12 protein-coding genes and 1 pseudogene are annotated in these 12,575 nt (G+C 35.8%); 1 reads left to right on the top strand and 12 read right to left on the bottom strand.

Features of this window, described 5'->3' with window-relative positions:
• The first annotated feature begins 176 nt into the window (after nucleotides 1–176).
• A complete protein-coding gene (locus tag ATZ35_RS12490) occupies nucleotides 177–1,112 on the top strand; it encodes an ROK family protein (protein ID WP_208927520.1) in 936 nt (311 codons plus the stop codon).
• A 102-nt stretch (nucleotides 1,113–1,214) separates the two neighbouring features.
• Here ATZ35_RS12490 and ATZ35_RS12485 read toward each other — a convergent pair whose 3' ends face one another.
• From ATZ35_RS12485 to ATZ35_RS12430, 12 genes and pseudogenes are all read right to left on the bottom strand, one after another.
• Nucleotides 1,215–1,757 carry a hypothetical protein gene (locus ATZ35_RS12485; protein ID WP_208927519.1) on the bottom strand — a complete coding sequence of 181 codons (543 nt, stop codon included), beginning with the start codon at nucleotides 1,755–1,757 and terminating at the stop codon, nucleotides 1,215–1,217.
• 323 nt (nucleotides 1,758–2,080) lie between these two features.
• Nucleotides 2,081–2,650: a YdeI/OmpD-associated family protein gene (locus ATZ35_RS12480; RefSeq protein ID WP_244148164.1), complete on the bottom strand. Its 570-nt coding sequence runs from the start codon at nucleotides 2,648–2,650 to the stop codon at nucleotides 2,081–2,083.
• Nucleotides 2,635–3,567 carry an alpha/beta fold hydrolase gene (locus ATZ35_RS12475; protein ID WP_208927518.1) on the bottom strand — a complete coding sequence of 311 codons (933 nt, stop codon included), beginning with the start codon at nucleotides 3,565–3,567 and terminating at the stop codon, nucleotides 2,635–2,637. Before ATZ35_RS12475 ends, ATZ35_RS12480 begins: the two co-directional genes overlap by 16 nt.
• Before the next feature lie 339 nt (nucleotides 3,568–3,906).
• Complete coding sequence (locus tag ATZ35_RS12470) at nucleotides 3,907–4,836, bottom strand: helix-turn-helix transcriptional regulator (RefSeq protein WP_208927517.1); 930 nt, start codon at nucleotides 4,834–4,836, stop codon at nucleotides 3,907–3,909.
• A 361-nt stretch (nucleotides 4,837–5,197) separates the two neighbouring features.
• Nucleotides 5,198–6,166: pseudogene (locus ATZ35_RS12465) on the bottom strand (tyrosine-type recombinase/integrase); the annotation flags it as partial.
• Nucleotides 6,151–7,314: a SpaA isopeptide-forming pilin-related protein gene (locus ATZ35_RS12460; protein WP_244148245.1), complete on the bottom strand. Its 1,164-nt coding sequence runs from the start codon at nucleotides 7,312–7,314 to the stop codon at nucleotides 6,151–6,153. The gene ATZ35_RS12460 and the pseudogene ATZ35_RS12465, both read right to left, overlap by 16 nt.
• Nucleotides 7,315–7,711: 397 nt before the next feature.
• Nucleotides 7,712–9,010 (bottom strand): MFS transporter, encoded by a 1,299-nt coding sequence (locus ATZ35_RS12455; protein WP_208927515.1) that lies wholly within the window; start codon nucleotides 9,008–9,010, stop codon nucleotides 7,712–7,714.
• A gap of 16 nt (nucleotides 9,011–9,026) precedes the next feature.
• Complete coding sequence (locus tag ATZ35_RS12450; RefSeq protein ID WP_341843826.1) at nucleotides 9,027–9,671, bottom strand: flavodoxin; 645 nt, start codon at nucleotides 9,669–9,671, stop codon at nucleotides 9,027–9,029.
• Between the two features lie 201 nt (nucleotides 9,672–9,872).
• Complete coding sequence (locus ATZ35_RS12445) at nucleotides 9,873–10,493, bottom strand: NAD(P)H-binding protein (RefSeq protein WP_242551054.1); 621 nt, start codon at nucleotides 10,491–10,493, stop codon at nucleotides 9,873–9,875.
• Nucleotides 10,494–10,533: 40 nt separating this feature from the next.
• Nucleotides 10,534–11,175: a flavodoxin gene (locus tag ATZ35_RS12440; protein WP_208927514.1), complete on the bottom strand. Its 642-nt coding sequence runs from the start codon at nucleotides 11,173–11,175 to the stop codon at nucleotides 10,534–10,536.
• Nucleotides 11,175–12,041 carry an aldo/keto reductase gene (locus tag ATZ35_RS12435; protein WP_208927513.1) on the bottom strand — a complete coding sequence of 289 codons (867 nt, stop codon included), beginning with the start codon at nucleotides 12,039–12,041 and terminating at the stop codon, nucleotides 11,175–11,177. The genes ATZ35_RS12440 and ATZ35_RS12435 overlap by 1 nt, the downstream gene beginning before the upstream one ends.
• Before the next feature lie 76 nt (nucleotides 12,042–12,117).
• Nucleotides 12,118–12,537, bottom strand: coding sequence for a MerR family transcriptional regulator (locus tag ATZ35_RS12430; RefSeq protein ID WP_208930485.1), 420 nt, complete (start codon nucleotides 12,535–12,537; stop codon nucleotides 12,118–12,120).
• Nucleotides 12,538–12,575 lie beyond the last annotated feature (38 nt).

The raw sequence follows: 12,575 nt of genomic DNA, 5'->3' as shown, positions 1-12,575 counted from the left end.
TATTTCATCCAAAAGTGTTGATTAAACTTGAAGCAATCACTATTAAGAATTGATCTCAGTTGATAACATTTCACCCATAACTTGTATTTCTATAAGAAAAGCACTAAAATGGCAGATAAACAGTTGATTTAATAACAAATAAACTGAAAAACAGCTATTAGAAAGGATTTCATCTAATGATTCAACATAATCAGGCTATTTTAGCTCTAGATATAGGCGGCTCCGCTGTCAAACATGGTATTTGGTACAACGAACAATTGCATCATCAAGCTAGCTTCCCAACACCTTTGACTCGCAAAAATTTCTATAGTTCTGTTCAAGAACTATGTGACAGTGCCTATCCAGAGTTTTCAATCAAAGGAATCGCTGTCAGCTGCCCTGGAGAGCCCGATGAACTATCTGGGTTTGTGCGTGGCTTAAGTTATGTTCCCTTTTTACATCTGGGTGAATTTCAAAATGAATTTTCGCAAACTTTGCACTTACCCGTCTCGTTGCAAAATGATGCAAACAGTGCAGCCCTCGCAGAAATGACACTAGGAATTGGAAAAGAGCATCAACACGCATTATTTACCATTATTGGCTCTGGTATCGGGCTCTCTGTTGTTGAAGACGGTAAGATTATTAAAAATACTACTGACAAAATTAACAATTTTGAAAAATTCATCGCTGATACAATTAAAACTATCAATAACGCAAAAGTTTCGCCTGTTCATATTGGCCGAACAGTTTCCTTAAAAAGTTTTAAGTTACCTCAAACTATTGAAGGAAAAGATGTTTTTGAATTAGCTAAACAAGGGAATGCCATTGCTATCCAAGAAATTGAGCGAATGTATACCGCTCTTGCTGAGATCTTGTTATTTTTAAACGAAGCTTTCAAACCTGAAATTATCGGTATTGGCGGTGGAATCAGTAATAACCCTGATCTTTTACCAATGTTGAACAAACAGATAGATGCATTAGCTACAAATCAAACGAGTAAACTCAACCTTTACAAAAGTCTTTATAAAACCTTCAATCAACCCTTGTCTTTGCCTAATATAAAAATTTGCCGTTTCAAAAACGATGCAAATCTTGTTGGAGCCGCTCTACATTTTGAAGAAAGCCATAGTTGAAAATCACAAATAATTTTGAAAGTGGTACACGTAATTTTATTCATTGCTTTGAACAGGTACGGATTCACTCTGTCCATTAGTTTTTCAATCGTTAATATGAATCTACAAGGTACTAACACTAGCAGCAAGCTCGCCCACTTTCCCAGTGAACAAGCAATCTCCTGTAACTAACTCCATATAATCTGCTGGTCTGATCAACTCTGCTGGCTTTGGTAACTCAAGTGCCTGACTTTTTTCTAAAATTTCAGCTACAAATTGAGAACAAAAGTAATACTTTTCTCGTTGATATGGAATTGCAAACTTACAACAGATTAATCCAATAATGCTATAACGATACTGTTGCTTTTCAGTTACCATGCGTTGCACTTCTTGCTTAGCTTGTTGATAGACTACTTTTGACACTTTTAGCTCATAGAGAGCGCATGGTGTGTCTTTATGATAATCAAAAAAGCAGTTGGTCAAACTTTCTTGAATAAGTCCTGCGGGTAAAGGAAAATGTGGCTGCTTACGTCCAAAACTATAGAATTGTGATAACATTTCATCAAATGCAATCGAAACATGAGTATAGTCATCTGATGTTGCTAGTTGAATTAATCTTGAGATATAGGTTTTAGAGCGCGTTAATAAAATGTAGATCGTTTTCATTTTAATCTCCTTTTAGTCGGTTTATTACTCAACTGCTGTGCCACTCGTCTGATACAGTAGTTGATGTTTATATTTTATTAAAAAATTTTCGGCAACGTTATACCATGGATATAATTAAAAAGCATTAGGTGTTAATCAACCTCTATCAATTGTTGTGGTTAGTTTTAAGTGAGCTTGGGTATATAAAATAGAAGACCGAAAATCGCAAAAAGGATTTTCAGTCTTCTATTTTGTAGAGTATCACGAGACTATTGCCTATTTTTAGGTCTATCAAATCGATATTTTCTCATTCATTACAACTCTCTCTGCTGCACTACTGTAATCTAGGGCCGTAACCTTTTACCTTCTTCCCATGAAACAATTAATCGATTCAATCTTCTTCGCCTAGTTTCTTCTTTTTTAGCACTCATCACCCACCATATAGAATCTCTTTTATAAGAAGGTGAAAGCTGATTAAAAAATTCCCAAGAAGTTGGATTTTTTCTGATTTCATCCTCGTATTCTTTCATTAGAGAAACATTCCTATGGACTAGAGAATAACCTGTTTGGTCCTTTCTTTGATTGAAAACAACTAATCCCTCAGGTCTCATTTGATTGAGCGCAATCAGTTTATGCACCTTTTTTACATTAACCTTACTCCAGACACTATTCGGCTTACGTGGTGTAAAGCGAATTTTATAGCGATTTTCATCAACTGTTTTACGCAGCCCATCAACCCAACCAAATGATAGTGCACAATCCACTGACTCGGGCCAAGTAAGACTTACTTTATTCGTTTTTTTCTTAAAAAAGACTACCCAAATTTCACTAACAGTTTGATGATTGATTGTTAACCAATCAATAAATTCTATTTGATTCCTAAAAAATAGGTCTTCATTCATTTTTCTAGCCATTCTAACATCATTTGATTGAGCTCTTCAGGTCTTTCTTCTTGAATCCAATGTCCAGTGTCCAAACTTTTAACGTCTATATTCGGTACAAAATCTTTTATATTTGGAAGTGGCGGAATACTATCTTTCTCACCATATACCATTAATGTTGGCTGATGAATGATTGGAGATACTTCACCTAATAAATCCCAATTACGATTTAGATTTCTGTACCAATTGATACTTGGAGTGAACCCTGTCTTATTGAAACCTGCGATATAAACAGCAAGATCTTTTTCGCTCATAACAGGCTCACCTAATGACTCAGTCGCTTCAGCTAGATTAATCATTTCCATGCCTGCTCCTGAAGCTTGTGCTGGCGTATTCTTACGATATAAGTTCTTCAGAAATTGTGCTGTATTGTCGTCTAATATAGTATCTGCAACACCTGGTTGCTTATTAAAGTGAACGAAATAGTAATCATCGCCAAAAAATTCTTCCATAAAATCAATCCAAGGTTTCTCGCCACGAATTTGGTAAGGCAAGCATAAGTTAATTATTTTACTCACACGTTCTGGATGCAACAAAGCCATGCTCCAAACAACACTTGCACCCCAATCATGCCCTATAAAAATGGCATCTTTATATTGATAGTGATCCAAAAGGGCAACAAGATCGCCCGTTAGATGTTCAATATCGTATTTTGTGACTTCATTTGGACAAGAAGATGCTCCGTAACCTCGTTGATTCGGAATAATAACGTGATAACCTGCCTCTACAAGAGGCGCCACTTGATGTCGCCAAGAATAGGCATGCTCTGGCCATCCATGACAAAGAACGATAGGTCGTCCCTCATTTTTTTGCCCTGCTTCAAAAACCTCTAGTTCCACATCGTTAACTGAGATAAGTGTTGGTGTTGGAAATTCATTATTGTTTGTCATTTAATATCCTCCTAAATTTAAAAGCGGAATGGGCTCGTTTAGCTTCGACTGAAAAATAGGAAAAATTGATTGAGACGCTTTTTGTCTCACTCCATTTTTATCTTTTTTCCGAGAAGCTAGCCCATGCAGCTAGATAATAATAAAAGCGCAGCGGGCTCGTCAAGTCTCGTAGAAAAATAGGAAAATAGGTTTGTGACGCTTTTTGTCACAGGCAGATTTTATCTTTTTTCCTAGAGACTAGTCCGCGTAGCTAAGTAATTACACTAAAACTGTCTTACAAAAACAATATTAGCACGGAGGTTTGACAACAGTCTGTCAACTTTGAAATCAGAAACACACTTAACAATATTTTTCAGTCATCAATTTGAGCTTGGACGCAATTGTTTGACGCAATTCTTTTGGCGCTAAGACTTCTATATGTTCTCCAAAACTAAATATGAGAGAGAACAACCATTCTTTTTCAGGGAACCTCGCTTCAATAAGAAATTCACCTGTTTCTAACACCGTAATATCTTCTTTATTAAAAACATCCTCCACACGTGATTTCATTATAGGGGAAATTTTCAAGACAATTGTCGTCATTGTTGTTTGTTCTTTTAATGATGCCGTAATTTCGTGATAGGATTTTTCTCGACGTTCAAAGGATTGATATTCAATGTGAGCATCGCTTATCCGAGAAACTCTAAATGTTCTGAAGTCTTCTTTCAACCGACAATAGGCAAATAAATACCAAGTATAATTTTTAAATATGAGCGACATCGGCTCAATTTGTCTTCTACTGACGATATTGTCATAATTTCTGTAGTCAATGGTTAACAAATTAGTCAGAGTTATAGCTTTCCTTAGTGTTTTAACTAATGCTTTTTGATTTGGGGTGTCTCCATAAGGATGTAAATCAACAATAATTTGTTCCATATGTAGCTTTAGGTGATTAGCTTTGTTTTTAGGAACGATGTTTTCTAGTTTTTCTATGGATGACTCTAACTCAATATCATCAATTGTGGCATTGACATCCTTAAGAGTAGAAAGAAGGGAAGACAGGTTATTAAGAGGTATTACTTGATGATTTAATTTATAACTCTCGTAAATGCTGAATCCACCATTGTTTCCAGAATGGGAAATGATAGGAATGCCAGCTAAGTTGATTGTTTCAATATCCCGGTAAATAGTCCGGATGGATACTTCAAATTTCTCAGCCAATTCATTGGCGGTTACACGATTTCTATTAAGTAACATCACAATAATCGTTAACATGCGTTCTATTTTCATCTTGTTCTCCTTAAACATCTATTTCTGCACTAATTTATCACTAGAATCAAAACAACAACTACTTAGCATTGTGTTAATGACTGGAGCCATTGCAATGATGCTAAGTCTTTTTACCTTCTTTATTAGATTTCTTGATGATTTCAGCTAATTCAAGGTAACAAAAAACCCCTTGATCATCAAGGGGCTCACTGTTAGTGAATAACAAGTTTTTAACGACGAATTTCTTTACTTCGTGCCAAAAGTACTGTATCTATTGATATCATTGAATTTTTTATTAAATTGACTACCACTCTGACTACAGCCATTAAAAAGTAAGTAATGATTCCAAGCTTTTCACTGTGGAATTATCCAAAACGTGTAGTCAGCTTTCCAAGATTTGAAAAGCTTCTAGTGGTTTTAATCTTTCTTCTGATGTTAAATGCCGATAAATTTCAGAGGTTGTTTTATCGGTATGACCTAAACGAGCCTTCAATACTTCCCAATCACAATGACCAGCGACTAAACTTGCCATTGTATGGCGAGCCAAGTGGGTGTGGAACGGTTTCTTTATTCCACATTGCTCAACACATCGTTTGATATGATGATTGACATACTCTCGTCTAAATGGAATGCCTCGCTTGTGTGGCTCTAGATAAACAAATAAATACTTTTCTTCCACTTTAAATTTAAACTGCTTCCGAACATCATCTAGCATTTCCATTAAAGCTTTTAACTTTTCCATCACTAATGGCGTTACAACCACTCGTCGTGCTGAACTTACACTTTTAGTCGTATCAATTTTAAAATTAACTTGCTTTCCTTTTACCGTTGTCTGCTTGTAAAAAAGAATCTCATTATTGTTAAAATCAATATCTTCTGGTTGTAAGGCTAAAGCTTCACTTACGCGACAGCCTGTATAAAACAAAACATGATACAAAGTTGAAAGTGGTAGCTCTTCATGAACAATACTGTAATTAAGCAATGATCTTAGCTCATCAAACGTCAAATACTTTTGATCCAATCTCTCTAATGAATCCTTTAATTGCTGAACCGTTTGTTGATACTTTGGACGTCTAACAGATTCCAAGGGATTGTCACTTAATACATTATTCTTTAGACAATAATTGAATATCATATTTAAGGTTTGACGAAAACTTTCTAATGAGTTTTTAGAATAACCTTTCGATAAACCGTCTATGCCCTTCTCTTTTAAAGTGAAGAATAGTTCTTCTAAAAAATCTGAACTAAGGCTGATCATTTTCTTATCGCCAATCCATCTAGAAAGAGTTTTTACAGATTCATGTCTTTTCTCATACGTACTCTCTTTTTGTTCCTTCAATGATTGATAATAAATCCAGCAGGCACACTTTTTTCCACTGCAACATATTTCCCTAAAAAGAGCTGGGGCATATTCTCAACAACACCATCATTATTGGTCGTTACAGTCGCAACAACCTCTCCCTTAACATATCGTTTTGTGCCACCCACCAAAATATCTTCCGCTGCTTTTAAATCAAAGACAACGTTCGCTAACGGTGCTTGATCGTACTCTAATTGCTGAATAAAGCCATATTCAGAATTTAATGAGGTTAACTCCACTGGTTGTTTGCCAAGCTTCGTTAGCTTCAATAGCCCCATTTGAGGTTGGTTATTCCATGTAATTTCAATTGTCTTATTCGGTTCAATCACGATTTCTTGAGACAGACCTTTATTGACAAAGCCATCAGCAGCTTGTATTTCTGTTATTTTAACCTTAGTTCCTGCTTTAATATCCCTCAATTCAGCTAAACCATTCTCCTTTGTAGTGACCTCTTTCGTTTGTCCAGCATATTCAAATTTTATCTTTGTATTTGCCAATGCTTTTCCTGTCGTTTCATCTACTTTCTTAAGTTTGACATGTCCGTTTAAATTCACTTTAATAGTCAAACCAAAGCTTCCCGCTGAATTTAGTTTAAATTTAGCTAATCTTTGTTGCCCTTTCTTATGATAAACAAAAGTTGTTCCTACATCGTTTTTATTGGCAATATCATACTGTAATGTCCCTGTTTCTTTAGAAGCTGCTTTAGCCATTAGCTTTAGTGTATTTCCTGATTTTTCAACGTTTAAATTTGCTGAATTACTGGCTAATACCTTATATTTGTTTAGCACACCATTTGAATCATTTAGGGTAATAGACTCACCAACATTTAGTTCAATCGTTTGATTATCAAAACTTGGCTTAATATTGTGAGCATTCACCTGATTCAATATTCGTTGCTTTTCTGCTTGATAGTTTGGAACCTGGGTTGTTAACAATTCATTTCCTAGTGTTTCCCAAATAATATGCTGTGTAATGGTATACGATAGTGCATTAGGATTGGTTTGATACCCATAATAAGCAATCAGGGCTAAACGATCCTTTTCTGGTATACTCAATTCGCTAGGTTCAAAGCCTGCTCCTGGCTCCGTCACAGGAATACCATGCTCAATACAAAATGCTGGATTCCCATCCACTGTCATCATATTCGAGCCTTGCTCTGTCCAATGTGTCCCATTGAGTAATTTAGAGTGCCATGTAGACACCCAATCCCCAATCTTATAAAATGACCCTTCCGCAGCGTATACGGATGATGCAGAAGTAATAAGGGGTAGTGTGATTAATACGAACAATAATAATCGATTGATTAGTTTATTTACTTTTTTCAAAATGTTTCCTCCTTTTTTCCATAAAAAAAGAGCCAGATTTTTTAGTTCAAAATCTGACTTTTTTCGCGACCTTATTAAATTTAAAAAAATTGGTTAAAAATTATATCATATCTAATTTTTAATCTTTATTAAAGGACATGATTCCCTCTGTTTTCCCTACAAAGAATCTTGTCACTGCGTTTTAACTAATTTACTAAAAATATAAATTAGCTTACTTATTGGAGCTAACAAAAAATATCACAACTAAAATTGAAATAAGTGTGAAGACTGTCATCATCCAGATTTCAGTATGAAACTCACTTGTAACAGAAACAATCAGTGATAAACCAATTGGTCCTCCAATCTGATGCATCGTATTCGTCACGCCACTCGCTATACCGGAGAGTTCAGTCGGCGCTTCATAGACTCCTGCCGATGTCACTGGTGCTAAAATCAACCCTTGTCCCACTCCAAGTATCAACATCGGGACAAAGATCGCACCCCAATAACCATTATTTAAGTTCGAAACTGCGAGAAGAATCAAACCAAGCGCTAATGTTACCTCTCCAGTAAGTAAAATCTTGCCATTGCCAAATTTAGAAGTTAACCTTGGCAATTGCATCGCTACAATAAAATTAACAATGGTTAGCGGTAAAAATGCCATGCCAGATTGTAATGCTGAAAATCCATATTGACTTTGCATCATTTGAGGTAAAAAGAACCAAAATGGTAACATAGCCATCATAAATAATAGACGAGCAACATATGCACCAGAACGGACTCTATTTTTAAAAAGAGACAATGGTAAAATAGGGGAAGGAATGTTCCGTTCCCAAAAAATAAACGACCCTAAAATAATAATGCCTACGCTAATAATAAGCCACTTTCCCTCAGTAAAACCGTAGATAATTCCTACTAATCCTATAATTGAAAGGAAACTTCCAAAATAATCAATTTTCTCTTTCTTGATTTCCGAGTTCTTTACAAATTTTAGCGTTAAGAAAATCAATATAACGGTTAATGGCACATTAATCAAAAAACCTGCACGCCATGAAATCAAACTAGTCAATCCACCACCGACTAATAGCCCCACACTTGATCCAATTCCAGCGGTTGCACCGTAATATGAAATAGCTTTTTGTCGCATGTCACCTTTATAAGCATCCATAATCAATGCCAGTGTCGTAGGTGCGATAATAGAACTGCCGATGCCTTGGACAGCACGCATGGCAATCATCATATTTGCTGTTTGGGATAACCCTATTAGTAGTGAGCTGATGCCAAAAATAAGCAATCCAACTAAAAAAATACGTTTTCTCCCTAACAAATCAGAGAGACGTCCACTTAAAAGTAAAAAGCCTCCAAACGTGAGCGTATAGGCACTCGACACCCACGAAAGAGCTGTAGCAGAGAGTCCTAAACTTTGTCCTATCTGAACTGAACTTGTAAAAATAATTGAGTTATCCATTAATATCAGAAAATAAGATAATAAGGTTATGGGTAATATAAACCCAAATTTCTGTTTATTCAAATTCTTTAACTTCCTTCTAGTTATTTAATTGTCCAATCTTTTCTAACCAGGTGTCTATTTCTCTTGATACCTCTACTTTTCTTTCTCCTTCAATTGCAAGTAAGGTTCCGTTGGTTTCTTCTCCACCTTTCACAGAATATCCATCAAGAACTTCCGCTCCTTGAACACCAAATTTTATCTGATTGAATGTTGAGCCTGTTCCATACCCTCCATTTGTATTAAAGGGGATCACTGTTTTCCCCGCAAACTCATAGCTATCCATAAACGTGAGAATTGCTTGTGGTAATGCCATATTCCAAGTTGGTGCTCCTATAAAAATCCGATCATATTGATTGAAATTAGAAATTTTTGATTTTAATTCAGGCAACACATTGCCCTCTTGTTCCTCTTCATTTTGTTCGACTTCTTTTCTATAATTTGAAGGTCTTTTTTCTTGGGTTTCAATTTGAAATAAGTCCCCGCCGAGCTTTTCTTGAATAAGCTCTGCAACCACCTTTGTATTTCCAGTTCGTGAATAATACACAATTAACGTTTTAGGATTTCCCATGATAGACACTTCCCTTTCATTAGTCTCATTGCTCAGTGCGTTTGATAGAGCAATAGCAATAATCACAACTAGTCCTATTACTGTTACTGGCAAGATAATAGCTTTCTTTTTCATTCTGTGTCTCTCCTTTCGAAACACCGTTTAATGTAGAAAAGGGCTTTAACACAGCTAGAAAATAAGCTGTGCCTCACCCCTAATTTATCTTTTATTATGAGTAGCATCGATTAATACGCTTCATAGATGAAAGAATTTATACTTGTTTTTACTGCATTAAACGATTCCCTTTGAATAAGGATAAGGACATTTTCATCAAATTTAATAGAAATCAGGTTTAGGCTTATTTTCTGAACCTGGTTCCCATAAACCGATACTCGCTTTTATGTCATTGCGTTTTCCTGTAATATTGTCCAGAACAAATTGAGCAATCGCACGTCTACTAATTTGAACACCTAAAAATGGTTCTCCTTTAGGGCTTGCCACATAGTCACTTCCCTTGCCATTATATAACCAAGTCATCCGCATATAGGTATAATCTAAATCACTTATCTCTAGTGCTTCAATGCCTCGGTTATGAGCGACAGTACCTCCCATCATTCGACTATTCCAAGTGGCAAAAGGTTCCGAAACTTCTCCGTAAACACTTAGAACACCAGCCTGAATAATACGTTTAACGCCTGTTTGACTCATTGCTCTAATCACCATTTCAGTAACTGATTTATTGTCAAAATTCATATAAACAATGTCTTGATTTTGCATGGCATTTATCAAATCTGACAAATTACTAGCATCACCAGAAATTTTGGCTATGTCTGTATAAGGTAAATGTGTTGCATTTCTTCCAAACAATGTTAATTTCAGATTCGCTTGTTCTTGTAAAAGTGGAATCAACACTTCTGGAATTTGACCACCTGCACCAATAATAAGAACGTTAACCATTATTTTTCCCCTTCTCTAAGTTTAATTTTTAATTCCTCAGTTAAAATGATTTCAGCCAATTTTCTACTTCTTTTCTTGAGTTGGGTATATCATCGCGCGAGATACTTAAGACATTACTAGTCTCAACTGAGGCATCTTTACTTAATTTTTCCACCGTTTCAACAGTTCCAGCTAAGCCACTTCCTCCATGGCTTGAGAATGGAATAATTGTTTTACCAGCTAAATCATTTTTCTCAAAAAAGCTATACATGGCCATTGGTAGATCTGACCACCAAATTGGATAACCGATATAAATCGTGTCATATTCAGTCAAATCAACATTAAGCGGCTTTAATTCAGGTCTAAAATCACTTGAACGCTCTGTTGTTGCTTGGTCTACCAAGACCTCATGATCATCTGGATAATTTTCTGTGGTTTCAATTTTAGCTAGTGGATACTTTGTGTCTTCAGCAATCCAAGTCGCAAGTTGTTCAACATTCCCTAAGATTTCCTCATTTTCTGTGACGACGCGACTTGCTCCAGCTACTGTATCAGAACCATTCATTTCTGGTTTAGAAAAATAAAGAATGACAGCTTTATCATTGGGATTAACCTTTGTACTACTTTCTTTTGTATTATCCGCTTGAAAACAACCAGATAATACAAATAGTAATGACGAAATTAAGACCAATATCTTTTTCATTATTTCTCTGTCTCTTTCATTCGATTCATAAACCATTCTACTTGTTGCGGTGCATCATGATCGAAAAATGCCGATTCTTTCATATCTAAACTTGCGATTTTTTTAATATCTTCTTTCGATAATTCAAAATCAAAGATATCAATATTTTCAGCCATTCGTTCTGGACGAACAGATTTTGCTAAAGCGATAATTCCACGTTGCATTAACCAACGAAGTACCACTTGACCAACCGTTTTACCATACTGTGCCCCAATTTCAGCCAAAACTGGATTTGTAAACAAATCATGTCGTCCCTCTGCAAACGGTGCCCAAGCTTCTACTTGTACATCATACTTCTCATGCCATTCTTGGTCTTCGATTCGTTGATTCCAAGGATTCACTTCAATTTGATTGATCTGCGGTTTCACTTCATTCAATCCTACAAATTCAATCATTTTGGCTGATTTGAAGTTTGAGATACCAATCGCTCGTAGTTTTCCTGCTTTTTGAGCTGCACACATGGCTCTCCATGCGCCATAAATATCTCCGTAAGGTTGATGAATCAGATAAAGATCTAGATAATCCAATCCCATAGTTGTAAGTGATTGCTCAATGGTTTCAGTAGCTTTAGCTTCCGGGGCTTGCAAAATAAAAAGTTTTGACGTAACAAACAGTTCTTCACGCGTCACAAGTTTTTCATCAATTGCACGTTTGATGCCTTCCCCTGTCTCTTTTTCATTTCCATAAATAGACGCCGTATCAATCAAACGATATCCTGCCTTGATTGCTTGGTAAACAGCCTCCGCTGTTTCATTTAATGGGATTTGATACACTCCGAATCCAAGTTGCGGCATTTCTACACCATTGTTTAATTTAACTGTTTTCATCTCAATTTCCTCCTCTAATTTTCTTTACATGATCTATCTTAAACCCTAAAGTGAACTCCATAGCAAGTAGAAACTTCTATTTTTTTCGTTCCCATAATTTTTCAACCTTATCAGGTCCCATTTCGCCTGCTTTAAATTTTGCAATATGCTCATCATACGTTTCGATTTTATAAACCAATAGTTCTCTAACTTCATGTAATTCGGCAATCTTTTTATCTAACTCTTCTAACTGATCTGATAAAATTTGCTTCTGAGCTTCTTCTACATTCTCTGTTTCTCGTAATTGGGCCAGTTGGGCAAATTCAATTAAAGATTCAACAGATAACCCAGCATGTCGTAAACTTTTGGCTAAGTAAATCCAATTCAAATCATTTGTTGTATAGTCACGATAACCGCTTGTATTCCGATGAACAGGCGGTATGACTCCTACTCGTTCATAATAACGTAGCGTATCAATGCTTAAATCAAACATTTCTGCAGCTTTCTTGATATTCATCATAAGTCCCTCCTTGTTTCTGTCACCTATACTAAACC

The organism is Enterococcus rotai (assembly GCF_001465345.1).
GTDB classification, from domain to species: Bacteria; Bacillota; Bacilli; order Lactobacillales; family Enterococcaceae; genus Enterococcus_L; species Enterococcus_L rotai.
This window is presented reverse-complemented; position numbering and strand designations above follow the sequence as displayed.